Here is a 23,673-nt window from a genome sequence, read left to right as displayed (position 1 = left end):
CGAATTTAGTAAAACCTAAATCCCTGCTATCCAATCAGGATGCCGAATTTAGATTTTAATATTCTAAATCAAACATCGTGCTGCTAAAATCGGGTTATTTTACAATTTGTCCATAAAGGTCAAAGTCCTCCGCAGTATTGATCTTTACGTTAACAAAGCTGCCAACGGCTGCATAATCAATGCTGGCATCAATCAATACTTCGTTATCTACCTCGGGCGAATCGTATTCGGTACGGCCTACAAAGTAGCCGCCGTCTTTCTTGTCTATCAATACTTTATAGGTTTTGCTTATCTTTTCCTGGTTTTTATCCCAGCTGATGCCCTGCTGAATTTCCATAATGGCATCGGCACGCTCCTGTTTTACTTCTTCTGGCACATCATCCACCAAAGAATGGGCGTGTGTTTTTTCCTCGTGCGAATAAGTGAAGCAACCCAGGCGGTCGAACTTGGTATCGGCGACCCATTGTTGCATTTCCTCAAAATCGTATTCGGTTTCGCCGGGGTAACCGGTGATGAGAGTGGTACGCATAGCGATGTTTGGTACGCGGTCGCGGATCTCGTTCACCACATCGATAGTTTTTTGCTTGGTTAAACCACGACGCATCGATTTCAGCATATTATCGGTAATGTGCTGCAACGGCATATCCAGGTATTTACAGATATTGTCACGCTCGTTCATTACATCTAAAACTTCCATCGGGAAGCCTGCCGGGTAAGCGTACTGCATACGGATCCATTCCACACCGTTCACGTCGCTCAGCCGGCGCAGTAATTCGTCCAGGTTACGTTTTCCGTATATGTCAAGTCCGTAGTAGGTAAGGTCCTGCGCTATCAGAATCAGTTCTTTGGTGCCGTTCTTTACCAGGTTCTCGGCGTTCTTTACCAACTGGTCGATAGGGGTGCTTACGTGCTTGCCGCGCATCAAAGGGATGGCGCAGAATGAGCACGGGCGGTTACAGCCTTCGGCAATTTTAAAGTATGCGAAGTGTGATGGCGTAGTTAATAAGCGTTCGCCAATTAGCTCATGGCGATAATCTGCACCGATATTGGTGAGGATGTTTGGCAGATCGTTGGTGCCGAAGTAGGCATCAACATTGGTGATCTCGGCTTCCAGCTCGGGCTTGTAGCGCTCGCTCAGGCAACCGGTGACAATCACTTTGCCTACTTTGCCCTGTTCCTTCAGCTCGCTGTATTGCAGAATGGTATCGATAGATTCCTGCTTGGCGTTATCAATAAACCCGCAGGTATTAATAACGATGATATCGTTGTTACGCAGCTTTTCGGCCTCGTGTACCACTTCAAAGGCGTTGCCTTTCAGCTGGCCCATCAGTACTTCGCTATCGTAAATATTTTTTGAACAGCCTAAAGTAACCACGTTTACGCGGGGTTTAGCAGTTAGTATCGGCTTGCTTATTGTTTTTGTTCTCATTGTTATTCTTTTTTCACCGAAGAAGCCTCACCTAAATCCTCTCCAAAGGAGAGGACTTCAAAGCTTCTCAAAACCCTCTCCTTTGGATAGGGCAGGGTGAGGCTCCGGACATGTTTTATGATTTAAACAGACTGTTAACGAACGCTGTCCTATCAAACAACTGTAAATGTTCCACCCCTTCGCCTACACCTATGTATTTTACGGGGATCTTAAACTGATCTGAGATCCCTATCACTACGCCGCCTTTTGCGGTACCATCCAGTTTGGTTAGGGCCAATGCATTTACAGCGGTGGCCTCGGTAAACTGTTTGCACTGTTCAATAGCGTTTTGGCCGGTTGATGCATCCAGCACCAGCAGTATTTCGTGCGGTGCGCCGGGGATCACCTTTTGCATTACATTCTTGATCTTAGTAAGCTCGTTCATCAGACCCACCTTATTATGTAAACGACCAGCGGTATCAATTATGGCCACATCGTCGCCATTAGATACGGCTGAGCGAAGGGTGTCATAAGCTACCGAAGCAGGGTCGCTGCCCATGGCTTGCGCTACCACTTTTACGCCAACACGTTCGCCCCAAAGTTTTATCTGGTCTACCGCCGCGGCGCGGAAGGTATCCGCAGCGCCAAGTACTACCTGGTTGCCGGCTTGTTTTAGCTTATGGGCCAGCTTGCCAATGGTGGTGGTTTTGCCCACGCCATTTACACCGACTACCATTATTACATAAGGTTTCTGCTTGCCGTATTCAAAATTCTGAAAATCGTTGCTGTTGTTTTCAGCCAGGAGCTGTTGGATCTCGTCCTTCAGCATATTGTTCAGTTCGGATGTGCCTACGTATTTATCGCGGGCAACACGGGCCTGTATACGTTCGATAATTTTGAGGGTGGTGGTAACACCAACGTCGGAAGTTACCAGTACTTCTTCCAAATCATCCAGCACATCATCGTCAACGGTAGATTTACCGGCAACAACCTTGGTTAATTTTGAAAAGAAATTATCCTTGGTTTTTTCCAGCCCGGTATCAAGCGCCTGCTGTTCCTGCTCCGTGCTTTCTTTTTTCTTAAAAAAATCAAATAATCCCATAGGTGATCAGAATTTTCAGAATTATAGAATTTCCAGAATCAGTATTCAACAGATATGGGGTTAGTATTTATTATTCTGCTAATCCTTAAATTCTGTAAATTCTGATTCAGACCATATCAAAAAGAAAAAGCCCTCTCGTAAGATACAAGACGGCTTTCAATATTTTAACAAAAGTTTTACCAGGTATTATTTACCTGCAATTGCATCCTTAACGCCATCGTTAGGTACAATTTGCTCTTTAAATGAGTAAGCACCGGTACGTGGTGATTTAGTCATTGTAATAACTTTCGAATATTCTTTGCCTTTACCTGCTACTTTCAGCGTTGCAACTACTTTCTTTGCCATGTCTTTTTGTTGTTATACGTATTACGTTGTAGGTAGTACGTGTATTATAAACTAATTAGCTATAAGTGAATGCGTAAAACGTAAAACGTTCAACGTATAACCTATTTAATTTCTTTATGAACTGTTACTTTACGTAATACCGGGTTGAATTTTTTCATTTCCAAACGCTCGGTTGTGTTCTTTTTGTTTTTGGTGGTAATGTAACGAGACATACCCGGCATGCCGCTGGTTTTATGCTCTGTGCATTCTAAAATTACCTGAACCCTGTTGCCTTTCTTAGCCATTTTCTTATCTTGTTAAACGTAATACGTAATACGTTTTACGTTGATTATTGCTTGATGATTGTTATAGTGGAAACGTAAAACGTATGACGTTAAACCTATAACCTACTAAATAGAACCTTTTTTTACAAACTTGTTGATACAAGCGGTAATACCGAGTTTGCTGATAGTTTTAACAGCAGAAGTAGATACTTTTAAAGTGATCCATTTATCTTCTTCGGGGATGTAAAACTTTTTCAACTGTAAGTTTGGATAGAACTTACGTTTGGTTTTGGCGTTCGAGTTTGATACGCTGTTACCGTTCATGTAGCCTTTTCCTGTTAGATCACAAATTCTTGACATGACAAATATTTTTTTAATTCTCGCTCTTCTCCTAAAAAGAGTTTGCAAATATCAGGTTTTTAAAGCAAATAGGCAATAGTGATTTGTAAAATATTTAAAATTCTTTTTTCATAGTCGAAAAGAGTTTTTTTACATGCTTAAACGCCGTAATCCGCACTGTTTTATTTAGATATAGATGAATAGCCATTATGGCTATTATGCTAAAAAAGAATGCCAAAGAAAGTTTTACTCCGGTAACCATAAAAATTACTGGGCCTACAATAATGCCAAGCGGGAAATATATTTCAAAAAAATATTTTTTCATTATATAAATGTATAATTAATAAATGATGACGGTGCTGTAAATTGAGAAATAACACTTCTTAAAATATTTTAAAAAGCCTTAAATTTATTACCCGCTTAACACAAAAATCACTAATTTACGCCACCATTTATACATCACTATGCAAGTTAAGTCGTTTGAAGAATACCAGCAGGCCTATAGCCTGAGCGTGGAACAGCCTGAACAATTTTGGGAAGGTATTGCCAATAATTTTTTATGGAAAAAAAAGTGGGATAAGGTTTTAGACTGGAACTTTAAAGAACCAAAAATAAAATGGTTCGAGGGTGCCAAACTGAACATCACGGAGAACTGCCTCGACCGCCACCTGGAAAAAAACGGCGATACCACCGCTATCATTTGGGAACCAAACGACCCTACCGAACATCACCGCATACTTACTTATAAACAACTGCACACTAAGGTTTGCCAGTTTGCCAACGTGCTTAAAAATAACGGTGCAAAAAAAGGCGACCGCATTTGTATTTACATGCCCATGGTGCCCGAGCTGGCCATTGCCGTTTTGGCCTGCGCCCGTATCGGCGCTATCCACTCGGTTGTTTTTGGCGGATTTTCGGCACAATCCATTGCCGACAGGATAAAGGATGCCGAATGTAATATTGTAATAACTGCCGATGGCGGTTTACGTGGCACCAAGGAAGTGCCGTTAAAATCTATAATAGATGATGCGCTGGTGCAGTGCCCAAGCATCAAAAAAGTTATTGTGCTTACCCGTACCCGCACACCGGTGTCCATGATAAAGGGGCGCGATGTATGGTGGGAAGATGAAGTTAAAAAGGTAGAGACCCAGGGTAACCCCGATTGCCCCGCCGAGGAAATGGATGCCGAGGATATGCTGTTTATCCTGTATACATCCGGTTCTACAGGCAAGCCAAAAGGTGTGGTGCATACTTGCGGCGGTTATATGGTTTATACAGGCTATACCTTTAGCAACGCGTTCCAGTATCAGCCGGGCGAAGTTTATTTTTGTACGGCAGATATCGGCTGGATCACAGGTCACTCGTATATTGCTTACGGTCCGCTTACGCAGGGGGCTACTTCGGTGATGTTTGAAGGGATCCCAACCTTCCCCAATGCCGGTCGCCTTTGGGATATTGTAGAGAAATTTAAGGTTAATATATTATATACTGCCCCAACGGCTATCCGCTCGCTGATGAGCTTTGGCGATGATGTGGTGAAAGGCCGCGATTTTAGCTCGCTTAAAAAACTGGGGTCGGTAGGCGAGCCGATAAACGAGGAAGCATGGCACTGGTTCGACGAAAAGATAGGCCAGGGTAAATGCCCTATTGTAGATACCTGGTGGCAAACCGAAACCGGTGGCTTTATGATCTCGCCTATTGCAGGTGTTACGCCTACTAAGCCAGGCTACGCTACCCTGCCGCTGCCGGGCGTACAGCCGGTATTGGTAGACGAGAACGGAAAAGTGATAGAAGGCAACGGCGTAAGCGGCAACCTTTGCATCAAATTCCCATGGCCGGGTATGCTGCGCACCACCTATGGCGACCATGAGCGTTGCCGCACCACTTACTTCGCTACATACGAAAATCTGTATTTTACAGGCGACGGCTGTCTGCGCGATGAGGATGGCTACTACCGCATTACCGGCAGGGTAGACGATGTGCTGAACGTATCCGGCCATCGCATTGGTACCGCCGAGGTGGAGAACGCCATTAACATGCACAGCACCGTAGTAGAAAGCGCCGTAATAGGTTACCCGCACGATATTAAAGGACAGGGTGTGTACGCCTTTGTAGTATGCCCCAACCAGCACGGCGACCCTGAATTGACCCGCAAGGATATTATGATGACAGTTGCCCGCATCATCGGCGCTATTGCCAAACCGGATAAAATTCAGTTTGTAACGGGCCTGCCAAAAACACGCTCGGGCAAAATTATGCGGAGGATTCTACGGAAGATAGCGGAGGGCGACATTTCTAATTTAGGAGACACCTCCACTTTGTTAGACCCTGCTGTTGTTGAGGAGATAAAGGCAGGAGCATTGTAAAACTGAATTATGTATAAAGCTTTAATGTTTTTATGCATCAGTTTTGTTTTCGGCGCGGCTCCTGCTAAAATATATAAGCTGGAGTTTGATACCGCATACAACCAATTTTATGTTGGAGATATGGACTATTCCGGAAATACCGGGGCTGCCGACTTTTGGAGCGAGGCTTCGTTTGCCGATAGATTAGCCACGGGTAATGATGTTTTGGGTGTAAGCACAGGTTCATACGGGCACATCAAAGTGCAGGTACATGTGCTTGAAAAACCTAATGCTGACTTAAACTTTAAACCCTATGATCACGTGGTAGAAGGTAATTTAAAGATCAGGTCGGGGTTTATGCAAATAACCAATTGCCCTGACGGTAAAGTTGAATTGAAGGTAAAACTTGTGCCGGGTGATTACCGGGTAAGAGTGTATTCTATAGATTTAGCCAAGGCAGATCCTGATCTGTTTGAAGTGAAGGACGGCTATAAAATTGAGATATGGCCTGATGTTTTAAAACAACGGGTGGTATTAAAGCGATACAAGGGTTCCCATTAAGCGTAAATGACAGATTCCCCAATCATCAACGGCAATAAGCAATACATCTTTATCCATGGCGAGAGCGATGCCAACCCGCTGTTACTGTACCTGCATGGCGGGCCGGGAACACCGGATTTTTGTTTTGTGGCAGAAACGCTGAAACCCTTAGAAAAACTCTTCACTATTTGCCACTGGGAGCAGCGGGGAGCAGGGCGATCATACGCTACGCTGGACAATAAAAACTCGATAACGCTGGAGCAATTGATACAGGATGCCGAAGCGGTAAGCAAATACCTCATCGATAAATTCGGACAAACAAAAATTTATGTGCTTGGCCAATCATGGGGCACCTACTTGGGTACTTTATTGGTTCAGCGGCACCCCCAACTTTTTCACGCTTATTTAAGCGTAGGGCAGGTGACGGATCAATATCTTTCAGAACAGGAATCATATGATTTTGTAAAAGAGCAGGCTGCCATCCGTAAGGATAGGAGCGTGCTCCGTAAATTAAATAAATGGACCGTCCCCACGCGGGGTGCAGGTGCAAAAGCCTGGTTCAGGTATCTTAATTTCCAAAGGTGGCAGGTAGCGCGGTATCGCGGCAGCATGAGGCAGAAGAATATTTTTTTGTTAGCGATATGGAAGCTGCTTACCTGTAAAGAATATTCCCTTGCCGATAAATTAAACTATATGAAAGGTTCCTCGCTGAGCTTTAATCAGCTTTGGGAGGCCATCATCACTAACAATATCAGTGATACGGTTACCCATCTCGACGTCCCGGTTTACTTTTTCCATGGTACACACGATCATCATACCTGCTACGCCGGCGCAAAAGATTATTTCGATAAGCTAAGCGCGCCCAAAAAGCAATTCTATACTTTTACAGATGCCGCGCATTTTCCGCATGTGGAATGTTTTGAGGAGTTTGAGCGGATTGTGAAGGTAGAGGTGTTGGCGGAGAGCTAAGTAAGGTGTGCGTTCGCACATTTTTATCTTAGGAAAGAATAGCTTAAATTTGTTATAATTAGATATCATAACATATGTCAGTACTTACGGTCCGTCCCAAAAATGAAGAACAAGAAAAAGCCTTAAAAACTATTTTCGACGCTTTTGAAGTTGAATACGAAAAGGAGCTCGACGAGACAGAATATTTAATGGCAAGTAAAGCTAACGAGAAGGAATTAGATGAAAGTATTCAGGAATTAGAAGCAGGAAAAGGGATTAAAATTTCCCTGGACGATTTATGGAAATAATTTTCTCTCCTAAAGCTCAAATTCATTTACAATACTGGAAGAAAAGCGGGAATAAGAAAATTATGGAAAAGATAAGTTTCTTGCTCGCTGAAATACAAGTTAGTCCCTTCGAAGGAATTGGTAAGCCAGAGGCGCTAAAGCATAAGTGGAGTGGTTACTGGTCAAGGCGTATAACAGGCGAACATCGCTTGGTTTATAAAGTGGAAACGGATTCCATCCTTATTGCTCAACTTAGGTATCATTATTAAAACCAATTCTCACCCTACCTGTTCTCCCTATACATCTAAAATAAGGAGAAACAAACCATGGATAAGTTAGAATTAAAAGGCGGCTGGAACGAGCTGAAAGGGAAAATAAAACAAGCCTACGGCGATCTTACCGATGACGATCTGGCACACGAAGAAGGTAAGGACGATGAAACCCTTGGTCGCATCCAACAAAAAACCGGCAAAACCCGCGAGGACCTGGTGAACTGGATAAACAGCCTTTAAGCTGCAGTGCAAGACATCAGGAATCAAGAGCCAGGATAGCATCGTTTGTCTTGGTTCTTGTTTCCTAACTCTTGCTTCTTTTTCTCCCTCTGTGCAACAGTGGCTGTTTTTATTTGTCGTTTATAAGTATCTTCCACCAAACTTATTGCAAATATGCCAGCCACGCCTTCAGCCATCATACCAGAGCATCCTAAAGAAAAAATAGTTTATATACACCATTTGAAAGTGGTGCTAACCGCGCTGGTTATTCTGCACCATGCAACTATTACCTATGGTGCACCGGGCAACTGGTATTTTAATGAGAAAACTCAATTGCTCGGTGCCATTGTACCCATGACAGCTTTTGTTGCCGTTAACCAGGCGTTTTTTATGGGTTTTTTCTTTTTCTTGTCTGCACTGTTCATCCCATCATCTTACGATAAAAAAGGACCGGGTAAGTTCATTGCGGATAGGTTTTTGCGATTAGGTTTGCCGTTAGTATTCTATTCATTTGTGCTGTCGCCCTTCCTGAGTTTTATAAACTATAATTACACCGGCACCCATCCAAAGATCACTTACCTGCAATACCTGGGCGGGTTTGATAGCTGGATAGATTTTGGCGTACTGTGGTTTGTAGCCGCGCTGCTGCTCTTTACACTGGCTTACGCGGTGTTTCGTCTGTTTGTTGATGATAGAGGAATCTCGAAACCAATGCCGTCAGTGACAAAGATCCTCACCTTTGCCATTTGCATTGGCGTAATTTCTTACGGCGTTCGCATATTTTTCCCGGTAGGCTGGGTGCTCAAACCACTTGGCTTTCAGTTGGGGCATTTTACGCAGTACATCGCCATGTTTATATTAGGGATCATCGCCTCACGCGGCAAATGGATAAGTAATGCAGACTATGGCACCGGCAAAACCATGAGAACCACTGCGCTGTGTTTGGTGTTTATCGGCTTCCCTGTATTTTTTGTTGTGCGGCAGTTGGTAGGTTTCCCCGTGGAATATTATAATGTAGGCGGGCACTGGCAAAGCCTATGGTACGCGGTATGGGAGCAATTGGTAGGTTTTACTATCGTAGCCGCCTTGCTCTGTATCGGCAAAACGCGCTGGAACAAACCCTCTGCTTTTTTAACCCTGCTATCAAGAACTTCATTCGCGGTTTATATTTTCCATCCCTTGATTTTAATAGGCCTCTCGGTAGCGCTGCATAGTTGGGCCATTGAACCCGCTTTGAAATTTTTAGCGGTAGCCCCGCTGGCGGTTGTAGGCAGCTTTTTGCTGGGACTTATGATTGTGAGGATACCGGGCGTGAACAGGGTGGTTTAAAGTGTTTGCTGAATAATTCCAATTATTTTAATTCGTCGGGCTGCCACACAAATGGTTAATTTTGCCCTAATGACAAACCATACAAAATCCACCCTCCCCACTATACTTGTTGTAAACGATGATGGCGTAACCGCGCCGGGCATAAAAACGCTGATGCATGTAATGAAGCAGATAGGCCGCGTGGTGGTCGTAGCGCCGGATAGCCCTCAATCGGGCATGGGGCACGCCATTACCATTGGCAAACCGCTTCGTTTAGATAAGGTGGACCTGTACGATGGTATCGAGATATACAGTTGCAGCGGCACCCCGGTAGATTGTGTGAAGCTGGCCGTTACCAAAATATTCAAGGGCAAAAAGCCGGATCTTTGCGTATCGGGCATTAATCACGGGCTCAACAATTCTATTAATGTACTGTACTCGGGCACCATGTCGGCAGCGGTAGAGGGGGCCATAGAAAGTATTCCGTCCATAGGTTTTTCGCTTGATGATTATTCGCTGCAGGCCAACTTTGAGCATTGCGAAAAATTCATCAAAGAGATTGCCCTGCGGGTATTGCATAACGGCCTGCCCATCGGCACTTTGCTGAATGTGAATTTCCCCAACACGCACGATATAAAAGGCATTAAAATTTGCCGGCAGGCCAACGCAAAATGGGCCGAGGAATTTGACGAGCGGATGGACCCTTACAAACGGCCGTATTACTGGCTTACCGGCGTTTTTCAAAACAACGACCATGGCGAGGATACCGACGTTTGGGCTTTGGAGCACAACTATGCATCGGTAGTGCCTGTACAGTTTGATATGACGGCGCACCATGCCATCCCACTTTTAAACACATGGAACTTTAATGTTGAATAAGAATAGCGTTGGCGCGGGTTTTTTGCTGGGCAGTATTTTGCCTGCCTTAAGCTGGGTGGTTTTTGAATATGTGCTGCACAATAATGCCATTATTATGGATAAGCCCGCGGTACCTTACCTCATAGCCATAGGTTTAAATTTAGTGCTGCTGCGCTACTGCTTTAAAAACAAGTTGGATGAGACGGCCAACGGTGTGATGATGTTTACTTTCGCTTTTATGCTGGTAGTTTTTCTATTTAAAATATATACCCGATAATTAATCAGGAATATAACCTGCGTTAAATTTCAAAAGCAGCTCCAGAATCTCCGGCTCAATTCCGCTTTCGCTTGCATCTAAACATACTACTTTATCAATTTTAGTAGGGTCGTTACAAGCTGCTTTTGTTGCATACCATAGTCCCTCGGCAATATCATTGTGCCAGGTTGTAACGATGTCAAAAGGAGGTAAATAGAGGTCGTCAATGTCAACTTGCCTAAACATTATTTCCTCGTCAATTATATCGTGCAATAGTTCACCCTGCACACCCGAGGAGCAAATAAAGCACGCATTGTTATTGATCAATTTGTTAGAGATTTCAATTAATTTAGTTTTGGCCTGGTTCTTAACAACCACAAAAGCCAGCCAGTTTTGCGTTGGGAAATATTTGCTCCAGGGCAGTTCTGTGCTGTAGCGTTGATAAAGAACTTTTCTGTTGTTAACTGTTGTTAAATGGATCATGATAAAAACTAAATTACTCACTCATTTTTCAATAAACAATATTTTACTTACTATCATTGTAGCATGAAGTATTACCTGGTAGCCGGCGAAGCCTCGGGCGATTTGCATGGCGCCAACCTAATGAAGGAGCTGAAGGAGAAGGACAAGCAAGCGGAGTTTCGTTATTTTGGCGGCCACCTGATGGAGGCCGAAGGCGGTATCCTGGTAAAACATTACGAGGACATGGCCTTTATGGGCTTTGTAGAGGTGGTGGCCAACCTGGGCGCCATTCTAAAAAACATGAGTCTTTGCAAGAAAGATATTGTGGCTTATCAGCCCGATGTTTTGATACTGATAGATTTTCCCGGTTTTAATTTAAAAATAGCGGACTTTGCCAAAAGGACGGGCCTGCTGGTTTGCTACTACATTTCGCCAAAGGTTTGGGCCTGGAACCAGAAGCGGGTGCTGAAGATAAAACGATCTGTTGATCATTTATTTTGCATCCTGCCCTTCGAGGTGGACTTTTATAAGGGTTGGGGGATGGATATTGATTACGTTGGCAACCCGCTTTTAGATGCCGTTGACGCTTTTACGCCCACCCCCGATTTTTTAAAGAACAATGTGCTCATCGGCAAAAAAATAATTGCGCTTTTACCCGGCAGCCGCAAGCAGGAGATCAGCCGATTGCTGCCCGAGATGGCTAAAGTTGCAGGGCGGTTCACCAATTTTCAGTTTGTAATAGCCGGCGCGCCAACCTTCGATGCCGAATATTACCGCCAGTACATCGGCGGGATGCATATCCCCGTAGTGTTTAACGCCACTTATGATCTGCTGAGCAATGCAGAAGCCGCCGTAGTAGCATCTGGTACTGCCACGTTAGAAACCGCCCTGCTAAACGTGCCGCAGGTGGTGGTTTATAAAGGCAACGCCATTACCATCGGCATAGCCAAAATGCTGGTGAAAATAAAATTCATCTCGCTGGTGAATTTAATAATGGATAAAGAAGTGGTGAAGGAACTGATCCAGCAGGATTGTGATTTTCATAATATCTCCAACGAATTGGATAAACTGGTGGGCCTGGAGGATTACCGCAACGCCATGCTCGCTAATTACCATCTGCTTCACCAGCGCATGGGCAAACCCGGCGCATCGGCCAAAACAGCGGCACTCATTATCAAATACGCCTCAAAAAAATAAGGCTCCGCATTACTGCCGAGCCTTATTTTCCTCAAAGGACTGTTTTAATAGGTAGATAGAATATATGTAGATCAGGCAGCTTGCTGCTGAGCCTGGTTGTTGCGCGGTGTAAACTGGCCTCTTTCCCGTAAAGCCTTCAGGTCTTCCATTAGTAAGCTTTTTAATTCGTTATCAAAACGGGCAAAAAGTTTGCTGGTAGCTGGTTTTTTGTAGGTTTTCATAGGTAGATGCCTTAAATATTGTGTGTTTGGTGTTCTTTTAGTTATTACGCTGCGCTTAGGCTATTAGCATTTATACCTATCATTTGCGCTTTTACCGAACGGATAGCTCTCAAATCATTCATTAAAAGGGTTCTCAATTCTTTATCGAAACGGTTTACCAATTTGCTTGTTGCTGTTTGTTGTGATGTAGTTTTCATGATCAATATTTTTAAATTATGTTTAGTTTTTAGTTTGTTCGTTATCGCTTGCTTCGCCCTGGTTTTCTTCGAGGTTATCGTGCCTGCGCTTCGCTTCCTTCATTTGCCTTTCCAACTGTTCCTCTTCCCGGTGGTCGGCTGGTTTTTCCGGTGCTACCGGGTTTTCCCATTCTTTTTCTTCGGCCGGGGCTTCTGGTTTCTTGTCGATTTGCATGGTTTCTCGGTTTGATGATACTTATTCCAACTCTGTGCCAAAAAAGGGGAGCCGCGTAAAAAAAATGACAGTACGCATAAAGTTTTTTTACACTACATACAAAAAGGTGCCGAGCCCCGGGTTTTTAAGCGCTTTTATAAGGTTATTATCGTACAGATTGTACAATAAATAAGTACATGCTGTTGTAAATGGAGGTCAGCGGGTGTTCGGTAAATGTGTACAGTGTTCGTTTTCAGACAGCGCGCTGCATCGTTTTGCGCGTTATAAGGTGGATAACGATTGCAACCGCCGATAGGATAATGCCAATAGCGCAGATGCCCGGCCAGTTATAAGTACCCCAAATCCGCGTGGCCAGAAAGGTGCCAGTTGCGCCGCCTATAAAATAGGTTACCATGTAAACGGTGTTGATGCGGTTGCGTGCCGCGGGGTCTAATGAAAAAATAATAGATTGGTTGGAGATGTGCGTGGCTTGCACTCCCATATCCATAATAATAACGCCTGCTATCAGCCCGGCAATGCTATAAGCCGAGAACCAGAAGATGATAAAGGATATTAAAACCAAAGCTAAGGTAATGGTTGATAATTTATAGGAGTCCATCCTGTCGCTCAGGCGGCCCACAAGCCCGGCGGCAATAGCTCCAAAGGCACCGGCCAGGCCAAAGGCTCCTGCAACGTCGCTGCCTTCGTTAAAGTTTTGTTTGAGCATAAATACCAGGCTGGTCCAAAACGCGCTGAAACATGCGAAGCAAAGAGCGCCGCGCAGGGAAGCTAAACGTAATTTGGGCTCATTTTTTACGAGGTGGATAAGCGAGTGCATCAGTTTGCCGTAATTACCCTTGTATTCGGGCTCAACCTTGGGTAGCAGCAGGTACACCAGCAGCCACATTAGCATCATAATACCGCCGGCGATATAAAACATGGCCCGCCAGCCCAGGTGCGCACCTACAAAGCCGCTGAGTGTACGCGATAATAATATGCCTATTAAAAGCCCGCTCATAATGAAGCCTATTTTCTTTCCACGCTCGGCGGGATCTGCCAAATGGGCGGCCATGGGCACCAGTAACTGAGGAATAATAGAGGTGCAGCCCAATAAAAAGCCCGATAGGATCAAAATATCGATGTTGGGGGCGAGGGCCGTTAGTAACAATGCTGCCACCACAAACGCGAAATTGATGAGCATTAAGCGTTTTCGCTCCACCATATCGGCCAGGGGCACTACAAAAAACATCCCAACGGCATAACCTATTTGAGTAAGCATACTAACCTGCCCTGCCGTACCGTTACTTACATGAAAGGTTTCGGCCATATCGTGCAACAACGGCTGGTTGTAATAAAGATTGGCCACAACAAGCCCCGTGGTTAAAGTCATTACCCAAAGGGTGGTAGTGGTTAAATGCGGTTTGTGTGTTGTAACGGCCATTTTTTAAGATATTCACAAAAGTGTAAAAGATTTTTTACAAGTCCGTCAGCATAAATTCATAAATAATTGAAAATATTTCAAATAAATTGAAGTATCTTTGTTAATACAATAACGAAAAAAGTACATTAATATAAAGCTGACAAAAAAATTACAAATAAATTCTTTGTAATTTAAAACTTAGTGTTACTTTTACACTATCAACAAGAACAGACAATGTTGATACATAAAAAAGTCTTCTCATAATTTAGGTTTATAATTGGTTAGTAAAGGCCCCTGCCCATCAGGGGCTTTACTTTTTTAAAAGAATTTGTAAATCTATAAGCACCTTCAGTATAAAGTCATTCACACTAAAATGATGTAGTAGTTCAATATCTTTTTCCGATTTTTTATTTCGACTGTGGTAGTAGGCATCAGATATATTTATTCGCTCAATGTTTTTGTGACATTATATAAAACCAACAAAGCATTAAATTGATAAAAAAGTGTTAACCCTGTAAAATAATAAGCAGTTGAATATTAGGTTTTTACAAAAGTTAAGATGTGAATTGTGTTAACTTTTGTAAACTTTTTTCGATCGCAGGCGAGTTTGCAGCGAAATTACTTGAAGCCATACCCAAAACCTACTTCTCCCGTTTCACTAAAATTTTTGCTTCCAACGGTTCCAAATGCACTACGCCACTTATGGCGCTGTCATCTAAAAGGGTTTTATAAACAGTGCCCCCAGGCAGCGGATAATTAATGGAGCCTTCCTCCAGGTTAAAAAACACCAGTACTTCATTTTGATCATTGTACCTTCTATAAATAAGGGTTTTGCCCTCCGCTTCAATAAACTCTATTTTGCCATTCATCAGCACAGGGTTTTCTTTGCGGATGGCGATGAGCTTTTTATACCAATCGAAAGTTTGCTGGTTAAAGCCAACCTTATCGTACTCTTTTTCGCCGGGTTGGGTGTTGTTGCGGGTTTCGTTGGCAAAGGTATAGTCTTTCCACCAGAGCGGTTTGCGTGGGTCGGGATCGTCGGCACCCCACATGCCCATTTCTTCGCCGTTCCAAATTTGAGGTGCGCCAATGCTGGTGAACAGGTGTACGAGATATAAACGCAGGCGTTTGTAGGTTTCTTCATCGGGTTTGCCGGTGCGATAATTGGGGTTCTCGCGCGGGTTAGCCTGGAACTTATATTTATTGGTGTTGTAGAAATCGGTAAGCAGGCGTGGGGTATCGTGCGTGCTGGATACGTTCATCATGGCGTAACGCTTATCTTCGGGCAGGCGGTTCCACTCGTGCTCCAGCTCGTTCTTAAACTGCGCGGCATCCAGGGGAAAATCTGTTTTAGCGAAGAAGTAACGGGCGGGGCGATAGGCCTGGTAAAACATTACGGCATCAAAAATATCGCCATGGATGTAAGGCGTTGGGTCCATCAGTTTATCGGGCCAGGTATCCCACCAAATTTCGCCTACTAAATAAGCATTGGGTTTTATGCTACGCACCTCCTTGCGGAAATCGCGCCAAAAACCGAGCCCTATCTGGTCGGCCACGTCCAGCCTAAAACCATCTATGCCATTGGCCGCCTGGCCATCGGGTGCGAGCCAACGCCGGGTTACCGCGAAGATGTGCTTTTTTGCTCCTTCGTTGATGTTGCCCTCGTAGGGATGGCCGTTAACGCGTAGCGTAGTTACATCTACTTTGCGGATCTCGGGCAGGCTGGCCACGCCTACCCAGCCGGTGTAGGCAAATTCATTTTCGGGCGTGTTGCTATCGTCAAACGAGCGGATCTCGTACCAATCCTTATACGCCGAGTGCGACTGGTTCTTGAGCACATCCTGCCAGGCCCAAAACATTACGCCGGTATGGTTCCAGGAGTAATCCATAATGATGCGCATCCCACGCTTGTGCACCTCGCTAACCAGTTTCAGAAAAAGCTTATCGGCAGCGGTCCATTTCCAGGTGGCGGGGTCGGCGGGGTTTTCTGTTGCTATCAGTTTGGTATCGCCCTCCGGGTCGGGGCCAAAGTTTACGTCGATGTGGTGATAATGCCGGGCATCATATTTATGTGCCGAGGGGGCATCGTTCAGCGGGTTCATAAACAGCGCGGTTACGCCCAGGTTTTGCAGGTAATCCAGCTTATCTAAAACACCCTGCAAATCGCCACCGTAGCGGCGGTAGTACATATTATCATTAAAACCTTTGTTTGCCTCCCAGCCCTGCTGGCCGTACCAGTCTTCGGTCCATTGGTTCACCGCCCAGTCTTCGGGCGCGGTTTGCCCCATCGGGGGAATGTTGATATTTTCGGGCTTGGGGTTGTTCATACTGTCGCCATTGCGGAAACGCTCCGGGAAGATCTGGTACCAGATGGCACTTTTGCTCCATTCGGGTGCTTTATCAAACGGTGTGGCAATATCCTGTGCCTGGGTGGTAAAAGCGGCGAACAAGCAAATAAGCATAGTGGTATAATTTTTCATGGACCAGCATGAACAGGTTAATAACTGCGGGGCGGCGCCCATTTCAAATATAGGCACTTATTTGTTGTGCGCGCTAAGGAAAGCGGCTACCGGCCACGCAAAAAAACCTTAATCTACCGCGAAGGGAAAGCCCTGGTTCTCGTCATAAGCAAAAGATAGTTCAATGGCTTCTTTCATAAACTCCTCCGCGTGGATCACCATGTTTTTTGAGCCGATAAAAACCGGGGTGCGTTGGTGCAGTTCCTCCACCTCTATGGTTAGGATGCGCTTGTCGCCATTAGTTGCCCTGCCGCCGGCCTGCTCAATTATAAATGCCATGGGGTTGCACTCATACACCAGCCTTAGTTTGCCCGAGGGGGTGGCCGCTGTGTATGGGTAAATAAAAATGCCGCCTTTAATAAGGTTGCGATGAATATCGGCCACCATAGAGCCGATGTAGCGCGATGTGTAGGGCCGCTTGGTAGCCCTGTCCTCCTCCTGGCAATATTTTATGTACTGCTTAACCCCCTTTGGGAAATGCATATAATACCCCTCGTTGATGGAATAGATAGTGCCATCTTCGGGCACGCGCATCCCCGGGTGGGAGAGGCAGAACTCGCCGATGGATGGGTCGAGCGTAAAGCCGTTAACGCCCCTGCCAGTAGTATAAACCAACATGGTAGACGAGCCGTAGATAATATAGCCCGCCGCCACCTGTTCGGTGCCTTTTTGCAGCACATCGCAAAGGCCGGGCGGGGTATCAAAATCCTTTCGGCGATAAATAGAAAATATGGTGCCTACCGGCACATTTACATCAATATTGGATGAGCCGTCGAGCGGATCTATAGCTACCACATATTTGCCCGCTTTCCTGTCTTTCGGGTCTATTATGATGATGTCCTCATTTTCTTCTGATGCCACAATGCAGCACTCTCCGCCGCTGGTAAGCGCCGAGATGAATTGTTCATTCGCGAAAATATCGAGTTTCTGCTGGCTTTCTCCCTGAATATTGGTGCTGCCCGCCTGCCCCAAAATATCCATCAGCCCCGCTTTGTTCACCTCCCTGTTTACAATTTTAGCGGCTATGGCAATATCCCTCAATAAGCGGGAAAGTTCTCCCTTGGCATAAGGGAAATCGGCTTGTTTTTCAATAATAAACTGACCTAAAGTAGTAACCTTTGGCATAAAATATGGTGTGTAATGTTACTTAATGGACTTTTTAAACCGCCTGGATGGCCGCAGGACCGGCTGCTAACAGGTTTACGGTATCATCGTTAAGGTATTTGCTGAAGTTGTTGTTAAATGCCTGCGCCAGCCTGTTGGCGTTTTCTTCGTACTCGTTTTCGCTTTTCCAGGTGTTTTTTGGGTCGAGTACATCGTTGGGTACGTTGGGGCAGGTTGCGGGCATCATGGTTTTAAATATCGGGTGGCGGTGATATTTAACATGGTCCAGCTTGCCGTTTATAGCCGCGCTGATCATGGCCCGGGTGTAGGAGAGCTTGATGCGCTGTCCGGTACCGTAAGCGCCACCTGTCCAGCCGGTGTTTACCAACCAAACGTTCACCTGGTTATCGGTTATCTTTTTTCCAAGCAGGTTGGCGTAGGCCACCGGGTGCAAAGGGAGGAAAGCCTCACCAAAGCAAGCCGAAAAGGTAAGCTTTGGTTCGGTAACGCCTGTTTCGGTACCGGCCACTTTGGCGGTATAGCCAGAGATGAAATGATACATCGCCTGTTCTGCCGTCAACTTGGAGATAGGGGGCAAGATCCCGAAAGCATCCGCGGTTAAAAAGAAAATATTTTTTGGCGAAGCACCTACCGACGGAATTACCGCGTTGTTCACATTTGATAGGGGGTAGGCTACACGCGTATTTTCGGTTTTGTCGATGTTATCAAAATTAACCGTGCGGGTGCCGGGTGTAAAGTTTATGTTTTCCAGCAAAGCCCCATATTGGATTGCACGAAAGATCTGCGGCTCTTTTTCGGCGGTTAAGCCAGAGCATTTCGCATAACAGCCACCCTCGAAATTAAATATGGAGTGGTCGCTCCAGCCATGTTCATCGTCGCCGATGAGATGGCGTTCCGGGTCTGCCGATAGGGTGGTTTTACCCGTGCCCGAAAGGCCGAAGAAAATGGAGGTATCGCCATTGGCGCCCGTGTTGGCGGCGCAATGCATGGGCAGCACCTGTTTATCGTGGGCGAGGGTGAAATTAAGCACGGTGAAGATAGCCTTCTTTATTTCGCCGGTGTAGCCCGTGCCGCCTATCAAAATGGTTTTTTTACTGAGGCTGATGATGGTAAAATTCTTTTGGCGCGTGCCGTCGGTCTCCGGGTCGGCGGAGAAGCCGGGTGCGGCGATGATGGTCCATTCCGGCTGCCCTTCGGGGTTTGCAACCTTTGGTCTGATGAATAGGTGATGTACAAACAGGTTTTGGTAAGCGGTTTCAGTTACCACGCGGATATCGATATGGTAATCTGCATTGGCGCATGCGCAACTATCGCGTACAAATATTTCTTTTTGCGCCAGATAGCGGGTCATCTTTTTAAATAATGAATTAAAGCGTGCGCCATCAAATTTAAAATTGACAGGCCCCCACCATACGTTATCATGGCTAATGTGGTCGTCAACAATAAAGCGGTCTTTGGGCGACCGGCCGGTAAAGGCGCCGGTATCTATCGCAAGCGCGCCCGAATCGCTTAAAATACCCTCGTTGCGTTTGATGGCCGCTTCAATTAATTGTGCTGGGTTGAGCTGGTATAAAATAGCAGAGCCATTAGCCAGGTTGAGATACCCTAATTGGGGCACCCGGTTATTATTTGTATTCATTAAGGTTGAAAGTTTATAATTGGTTGCCCCAAAATTAGGCTTTTGAAATGTTAAGAAACAAGTGTTTTTGAATATTTATTTACATAATGTATTTTTTACACACTATTTAATTAACTGATTATCAGATGTATGATTCTTAAAAAACAGTAAAAAAAATAAATTTCAATACACTAAGTGGCGGCGGTTCTAAAATCAACGGTGTTTTTAAACCTCTCCGAGGGAAGTTTAAAAGTTTCTTGGCATTTGTGCTATTAAATATTATATTTGCGCTCCTCAAACGGGGGATTAGCTCAGCTGGCTAGAGCGCTTGCATGGCATGCAAGAGGTCATCGGTTCGACTCCGATATTCTCCACCTACGATTTTAAGCCTCAAAAACACTGTTTTTGAGGCTTTTTTTATATCTTTTCGGGTAATTTCAGTGGTTCACCAGCACGATTTCAGCACTGCAAATGTGGGCAAAAATGGCTCTGGTTTACTTCTTGCCTGCTTTTATGATGGTTTTAAGTTTTCTCTCAGCAGTCTTGTTCTTAACATCCAGTTCGAATTGCTGCTTTTTAGTAAGTTTTTTTGGCTCCTCGCTCCGGTTAAGAACATCATCAAACGCCTGCTTAACCTCATCTTTCACTGTCGCAACGGTATTTGTGAAGTGTGTAGTTAAGACCTTACCTACTATATAACCATTCTTGGCTAAATCGTCTAACTTTCTTAGTTCTTCCTGTTCTCGTTCAATTCTTTCTTCTTCATCCCAATTGCGACCTCTTCCATCTATAATAAGGTTGTCTGCCGGGTCTACCTTAATTCTGCCGTTGACATCAGCATACATTTTAACCCTGTCCCAAAGTAAGTCCGCTCGTGATGGCATGATTTATAAAGTCAATTAATTATAATTTATATTTAATTTGGGCAGAGCGCAACCTAATTGCGTGAACCGTTAAGCCAAATATATCAAGAATATCTTTCTTTAAAAACGCTTCGGCGAGTCTTGAAATTCGCACACAATATCCTGCTATACGCTACGAAGTTCAGGTACAGGCTTTTGTCGCCTGACCCCAAAAGAAAATTTGAACTATTTTTTGAAAAATTTTCAATGTCATCATTTATTTTCTGATACGCTTGACAACCGGGGGGGTACTAAACTATATTTGCTTTAGTCGGGATTGATGGATTAGTGAGCTTCGGGTTTGAGATTTTTTATCTCAATTTATAAAATTTTATTCACCTCATTGTCAGCGTTATGTGTGATTTTCACCTGTGATGACTGAGCTTACTATGTAATCTTTTCCAAAGTCATGTATTTAATAATAACAACGCAGACAATGGGGCGGAACAGTGCAAAGTGCAACTAACCCCCTGTACTCGAAAATACCTCCGTAGGTGTAAACGATGTAAGCATAACAAAACTCAAATTAAAATTAAAAAAATGAGAAGAAAATTCAAATCAGATGAAGAGCGCAAAGCCGCCCGTACCATCCAAACAAGAGAGGCTCAGCAAAGACGCAGAGCGAAGATTAAACTACAAGCTAAACCAGTGAAACAGGTGGCAAACATTCCGGTGAGTACCGCTACTAATTACAACAATGACCTATTTAAGGGCTGTTCAGGTTATCCTTATTCGCACTTGATAACCTTTACCAATGAGAAGTTAGTCACGCTTAATATGCATAACAAATCAATTGAAGGTGTAATAGCTTGGTTGGTAAACAATGGATACATAACCAACTACATCAAAACTAATGAATACAGTGGCGGTAACTACCATGCACATGTGTTAGTACAATCGGATAAGTGGGGTATAAACCTTAGAGACTTACTGAGCGCAAAATGGGGTAATGGCTTTTACCGTGTAAATAAGATTAAGGACGAGATGCATAGACTCAACGCTATACGCTACTGTTTCAAACAAATTGATGTGAACTCAAATCGAGACCTCATGCAGTCGCTTGCCGACACATGGTCAATATCATTGACGCAAACATTTGAGGCGCTTAAACTGGCTGAAAATGCCCGCCTACAAGATTATAAAGTAGCTAATGGCTTAACCGTAAAGGTTAAGGATATTGCAGTTAAAAACCGTGCTGTACAATGGAGATAGTTTTGCAAAAATCAAAAGCAGATGCATTCGTTAGTGAGATGGACAACTTGGGCAAAAAATTTAATAACAGACAACTAAATGGTAACATTGAGGATTATGTAAAACTCGATTTTGTGGACGGGAAACTGGATTTAACGTTCATTAAACCTGTACCTGAAATGGTGCGCACTGCGTGTTATATGTGCTTTGTAAATACGCTATTGTAGGGTTAGAAATTAGTTAGAATAAGAACTTAGCGCAAAACTAACCTATAAAAATAACTGTACCTATTGGTACCGTAAAGCCTACTTATACGTACCGTATCCAACTATAATGTACCCGGCCAGGAGCCGGGCGCATTATAGATATTCAGAAATTGATATCAGAAACGGTATATGTTGCCAACCAGTGACACGAATAGGGTACTTGCTTCGACAAATAGTCTGTATTCTTTGTCAAAAAATTTAGCTTTCGCTCATTTAAGCAAATTAAAAATGAGGATATGGCGTGGCAATTTTATACTTTTGAATTAATGGATTTTGAGGCGAATAACTACATACAGTACATTAATCAGGTGCTAAGACCTGTGCATACAGAAGATGCAGTGGTGTTGGACTTATTTGCGGGTTGCGGCGGCTTAGCTTTAGGGTTTGAGGCAGCAGGATTTAAGACGGTAGGGTTTGAGATGAATGTGCCAGCCTCTGAGAGCTATGTAAGAAATCTTGGAAACCCCTGCTTTCCCGTTAAACTTGAAGTTGGGTACGAATATCCACCAGCAGATATCGTGATAGGTGGACCACCATGTCAACCGTTCAGCGTCGGTGGCAATCAGAAAGGTATGGAGGATGCACGGGACGGGTTTCCAATTTTTATAGATGCAGTTAAGCGATTGAACCCTAAAGTTTTCATGTTTGAAAATGTACGAGGCTTGCTATATTCAAATAAATGGTACTTTGATTTAATAAGGAAAGAGCTTAGTGAGTTAGGATATCTTATAGAATTCAAACTCCTCAATGCAGTTAATTATAAGGTTCCTCAGAACCGGGAAAGGCTCTTTGTGGTGGGGCATAAATCCACTTTCAAGTTCCCGAAAATGCACAATCAAAAGACTACCGTCAGTAACGCTATTGGGGATTTGATGACACAGTTTTCAGATGATAGTAAGTTTCTAAACGCATCTATGGATGCTTACGTTGCCAAATATGAGCGTGCCTCTCAATGTATTAATCCAAGGGATTTGTATCCTGATAAACCAGCTCGTACTTTAACCTGTAGGAACTTAGCGGGGGCGACAGGTGACATGCAACGGGTGAGATTGAAGGATGGCAGAAGAAGAAGAATAACAATAGACGAAGCGGCAAGGTTGCAAAGCTTTCCTGATTGGTTTGAATTTCAGGGTAATGAAACCAATGCGTACAATCAGATAGGGAATGCAGTACCGCCGTTACTTGCCTATCAAATAGCATTAGCTATTAAGGATTGCTATAATCAAACAGAACAGCACCCAAGCGATTTTATATACCATCACAACCAAGTGGCGTACCAAGACCTAACCCTTTTTTAAATGAAAGACTACCTGCCTAAAAGCAAAAAAAGTATTGGAGTAAAGAAAATTATTAACGAAGCTATAGATATTTTGGAAAGCATTGGAATTCCGATAAATCCAAAAGCACCTAAAAGTACGGAGAATACGGCAATGAGCTTTTTAGCTTTGTTGGACGTTACGGATGATTGGACAAAAGCCAAATGCATAACAGATAACTATGGACTATCCTCTAAGGAAGTAATTGCATACTTCAATAAAAATTTTGAGGAGAGTATAAGCGCTGGCTCTTATGACGACGTTCCCCGTGCTTATATCAAATTTTTATTGGTAGTTAATTTTGTAATAAGAAGCGGTATTAATCCCAATGAGAATTGGAACAGTCCGACGAGAAAATATGTTATTCCCGAATTCTTAAAAGACTTAGTTGTGCTTTACGGCACCGAAAAATGGGATAAAGCGTTAGTTGATTTCACTGGATATACCGCTGATATTGACCACCTGATTCCGGCGGAATGTGACCAGTGATTCCGCGTCAAATTGACCACCCCATTCCGGGGCAAACTGACCAGGCATTCCGGGCCAAATTGACCAC

General features: G+C 44.1%; 29 protein-coding genes and 1 tRNA gene. 15 read left to right on the top strand and 15 right to left on the bottom strand.

Translation table 11 applies throughout. The features are described from left to right. Positions 1–94: 94 nt before the first annotated feature. From rimO to EPL05_RS22325, 6 genes are all read right to left on the bottom strand, one after another. Positions 95–1,429 (bottom strand): 30S ribosomal protein S12 methylthiotransferase RimO, encoded by a 1,335-nt coding sequence (rimO, locus tag EPL05_RS22350; RefSeq protein ID WP_128536212.1) that lies wholly within the window; start codon positions 1,427–1,429, stop codon positions 95–97. 115 nt (positions 1,430–1,544) lie between these two features. Next, on the bottom strand, positions 1,545–2,510 hold the full coding sequence (gene ftsY / locus EPL05_RS22345; protein WP_128536211.1) for a signal recognition particle-docking protein FtsY: 966 nt from the start codon (positions 2,508–2,510) through the stop codon (positions 1,545–1,547). Between the two features lie 186 nt (positions 2,511–2,696). Continuing rightward, positions 2,697–2,855, bottom strand: a complete 159-nt coding sequence (locus EPL05_RS22340; protein ID WP_128536210.1) for a DUF4295 domain-containing protein — start codon at positions 2,853–2,855, stop codon at positions 2,697–2,699. Positions 2,856–2,956: 101 nt separating this feature from the next. Continuing rightward, positions 2,957–3,139, bottom strand: a complete 183-nt coding sequence (rpmG, locus tag EPL05_RS22335; protein WP_067063463.1) for a 50S ribosomal protein L33 — start codon at positions 3,137–3,139, stop codon at positions 2,957–2,959. Positions 3,140–3,244: 105 nt separating this feature from the next. Further along, a complete protein-coding gene (rpmB, locus tag EPL05_RS22330) occupies positions 3,245–3,478 on the bottom strand; it encodes a 50S ribosomal protein L28 (RefSeq protein WP_067187494.1) in 234 nt (77 codons plus the stop codon). 94 nt (positions 3,479–3,572) lie between these two features. Continuing rightward, on the bottom strand, positions 3,573–3,782 hold the full coding sequence (locus EPL05_RS22325; RefSeq protein WP_128536209.1) for a hypothetical protein: 210 nt from the start codon (positions 3,780–3,782) through the stop codon (positions 3,573–3,575). Between the two features lie 139 nt (positions 3,783–3,921). Here EPL05_RS22325 and acs point away from each other — a divergent pair, with 139 nt between their 5' ends. The 9 genes from acs (at position 3,922) to EPL05_RS22280 (ending at position 10,511) form a co-directional block, all read left to right on the top strand. Then, complete coding sequence (gene acs, locus EPL05_RS22320; protein ID WP_128536208.1) at positions 3,922–5,823, top strand: acetate--CoA ligase; 1,902 nt, start codon at positions 3,922–3,924, stop codon at positions 5,821–5,823. Positions 5,824–5,832: 9 nt separating this feature from the next. Then, on the top strand, positions 5,833–6,363 hold the full coding sequence (locus EPL05_RS22315; RefSeq protein WP_128536207.1) for a hypothetical protein: 531 nt from the start codon (positions 5,833–5,835) through the stop codon (positions 6,361–6,363). A gap of 6 nt (positions 6,364–6,369) precedes the next feature. Beyond that, a complete protein-coding gene (locus tag EPL05_RS22310) occupies positions 6,370–7,311 on the top strand; it encodes an alpha/beta fold hydrolase (RefSeq protein WP_128536206.1) in 942 nt (313 codons plus the stop codon). A 74-nt stretch (positions 7,312–7,385) separates the two neighbouring features. After that, on the top strand, positions 7,386–7,598 hold the full coding sequence (locus EPL05_RS22305; RefSeq protein WP_128536205.1) for a DUF2683 family protein: 213 nt from the start codon (positions 7,386–7,388) through the stop codon (positions 7,596–7,598). After that, positions 7,589–7,846 (top strand): Txe/YoeB family addiction module toxin, encoded by a 258-nt coding sequence (locus EPL05_RS22300; protein WP_128536204.1) that lies wholly within the window; start codon positions 7,589–7,591, stop codon positions 7,844–7,846. Before EPL05_RS22305 ends, EPL05_RS22300 begins: the two co-directional genes overlap by 10 nt. A gap of 57 nt (positions 7,847–7,903) precedes the next feature. Next, a complete protein-coding gene (locus tag EPL05_RS22295) occupies positions 7,904–8,089 on the top strand; it encodes a CsbD family protein (protein ID WP_128536203.1) in 186 nt (61 codons plus the stop codon). Between the two features lie 153 nt (positions 8,090–8,242). Further along, positions 8,243–9,397, top strand: a complete 1,155-nt coding sequence (locus EPL05_RS22290; protein ID WP_128536202.1) for an acyltransferase family protein — start codon at positions 8,243–8,245, stop codon at positions 9,395–9,397. A 69-nt stretch (positions 9,398–9,466) separates the two neighbouring features. Next, complete coding sequence (gene surE, locus EPL05_RS22285) at positions 9,467–10,255, top strand: 5'/3'-nucleotidase SurE (protein ID WP_243837359.1); 789 nt, start codon at positions 9,467–9,469, stop codon at positions 10,253–10,255. Next, positions 10,245–10,511, top strand: a complete 267-nt coding sequence (locus EPL05_RS22280) for a hypothetical protein (protein ID WP_128536200.1) — start codon at positions 10,245–10,247, stop codon at positions 10,509–10,511. The genes surE and EPL05_RS22280 overlap by 11 nt, the downstream gene beginning before the upstream one ends. On the opposite strand, the gene EPL05_RS22275 is transcribed toward EPL05_RS22280, so the two are convergent. Continuing rightward, complete coding sequence (locus EPL05_RS22275; RefSeq protein WP_128536199.1) at positions 10,512–10,973, bottom strand: DUF7684 family protein; 462 nt, start codon at positions 10,971–10,973, stop codon at positions 10,512–10,514. 63 nt (positions 10,974–11,036) lie between these two features. Here EPL05_RS22275 and lpxB point away from each other — a divergent pair, with 63 nt between their 5' ends. Further along, a complete protein-coding gene (lpxB, locus tag EPL05_RS22270; RefSeq protein WP_128536198.1) occupies positions 11,037–12,149 on the top strand; it encodes a lipid-A-disaccharide synthase in 1,113 nt (370 codons plus the stop codon). A gap of 71 nt (positions 12,150–12,220) precedes the next feature. Here lpxB and EPL05_RS24125 read toward each other — a convergent pair whose 3' ends face one another. From EPL05_RS24125 to pckA, 7 genes are all read right to left on the bottom strand, one after another. Next, positions 12,221–12,370 carry a hypothetical protein gene (locus EPL05_RS24125; protein WP_166727791.1) on the bottom strand — a complete coding sequence of 50 codons (150 nt, stop codon included), beginning with the start codon at positions 12,368–12,370 and terminating at the stop codon, positions 12,221–12,223. Positions 12,371–12,414: 44 nt separating this feature from the next. Further along, complete coding sequence (locus EPL05_RS24120) at positions 12,415–12,567, bottom strand: hypothetical protein (protein WP_166727790.1); 153 nt, start codon at positions 12,565–12,567, stop codon at positions 12,415–12,417. 22 nt (positions 12,568–12,589) lie between these two features. Further along, positions 12,590–12,781, bottom strand: a complete 192-nt coding sequence (locus EPL05_RS22265; RefSeq protein ID WP_128536197.1) for a hypothetical protein — start codon at positions 12,779–12,781, stop codon at positions 12,590–12,592. A gap of 232 nt (positions 12,782–13,013) precedes the next feature. After that, a complete protein-coding gene (locus EPL05_RS22260; protein ID WP_208394818.1) occupies positions 13,014–14,201 on the bottom strand; it encodes an MFS transporter in 1,188 nt (395 codons plus the stop codon). A gap of 620 nt (positions 14,202–14,821) precedes the next feature. Beyond that, positions 14,822–16,660, bottom strand: a complete 1,839-nt coding sequence (locus EPL05_RS22255; RefSeq protein WP_166727789.1) for a glycoside hydrolase family 13 protein — start codon at positions 16,658–16,660, stop codon at positions 14,822–14,824. Between the two features lie 108 nt (positions 16,661–16,768). Further along, complete coding sequence (gene fbp, locus EPL05_RS22250) at positions 16,769–17,824, bottom strand: class 1 fructose-bisphosphatase (protein ID WP_128536195.1); 1,056 nt, start codon at positions 17,822–17,824, stop codon at positions 16,769–16,771. A 34-nt stretch (positions 17,825–17,858) separates the two neighbouring features. Next, positions 17,859–19,463: a phosphoenolpyruvate carboxykinase (ATP) gene (gene pckA / locus EPL05_RS22245; protein WP_128536194.1), complete on the bottom strand. Its 1,605-nt coding sequence runs from the start codon at positions 19,461–19,463 to the stop codon at positions 17,859–17,861. 279 nt (positions 19,464–19,742) lie between these two features. Between pckA and EPL05_RS22240 the strand changes: the two genes are divergently transcribed. Continuing rightward, positions 19,743–19,816: transfer RNA gene (locus EPL05_RS22240), tRNA-Ala, on the top strand. Positions 19,817–19,936: 120 nt separating this feature from the next. On the opposite strand, the gene EPL05_RS22235 is transcribed toward EPL05_RS22240, so the two are convergent. Further along, a complete protein-coding gene (locus EPL05_RS22235) occupies positions 19,937–20,326 on the bottom strand; it encodes a hypothetical protein (protein ID WP_128536193.1) in 390 nt (129 codons plus the stop codon). Between the two features lie 558 nt (positions 20,327–20,884). Here EPL05_RS22235 and EPL05_RS22230 point away from each other — a divergent pair. The 4 genes from EPL05_RS22230 to EPL05_RS22215 all read left to right on the top strand — a co-directional run bounded on the left by EPL05_RS22230 (position 20,885) and on the right by EPL05_RS22215 (position 23,606). After that, on the top strand, positions 20,885–21,556 hold the full coding sequence (locus EPL05_RS22230; protein WP_128536192.1) for a hypothetical protein: 672 nt from the start codon (positions 20,885–20,887) through the stop codon (positions 21,554–21,556). Next, positions 21,547–21,762 carry a hypothetical protein gene (locus EPL05_RS22225; RefSeq protein WP_128536191.1) on the top strand — a complete coding sequence of 72 codons (216 nt, stop codon included), beginning with the start codon at positions 21,547–21,549 and terminating at the stop codon, positions 21,760–21,762. Before EPL05_RS22230 ends, EPL05_RS22225 begins: the two co-directional genes overlap by 10 nt. A gap of 275 nt (positions 21,763–22,037) precedes the next feature. Next, positions 22,038–23,099: a DNA cytosine methyltransferase gene (locus tag EPL05_RS24415; protein WP_243837358.1), complete on the top strand. Its 1,062-nt coding sequence runs from the start codon at positions 22,038–22,040 to the stop codon at positions 23,097–23,099. Beyond that, complete coding sequence (locus EPL05_RS22215) at positions 23,100–23,606, top strand: hypothetical protein (protein WP_128536190.1); 507 nt, start codon at positions 23,100–23,102, stop codon at positions 23,604–23,606. The last annotated feature ends 67 nt before the right edge of the window (positions 23,607–23,673 follow it).

The sequence above is a fragment of the Mucilaginibacter gilvus genome (genome assembly GCF_004054195.1).
GTDB classification, from domain to species: Bacteria; Bacteroidota; Bacteroidia; order Sphingobacteriales; family Sphingobacteriaceae; genus Mucilaginibacter; species Mucilaginibacter gilvus.
Note: the sequence above shows the minus strand (reverse complement) of the source record. Positions and strands in the feature narration are given on the sequence as shown.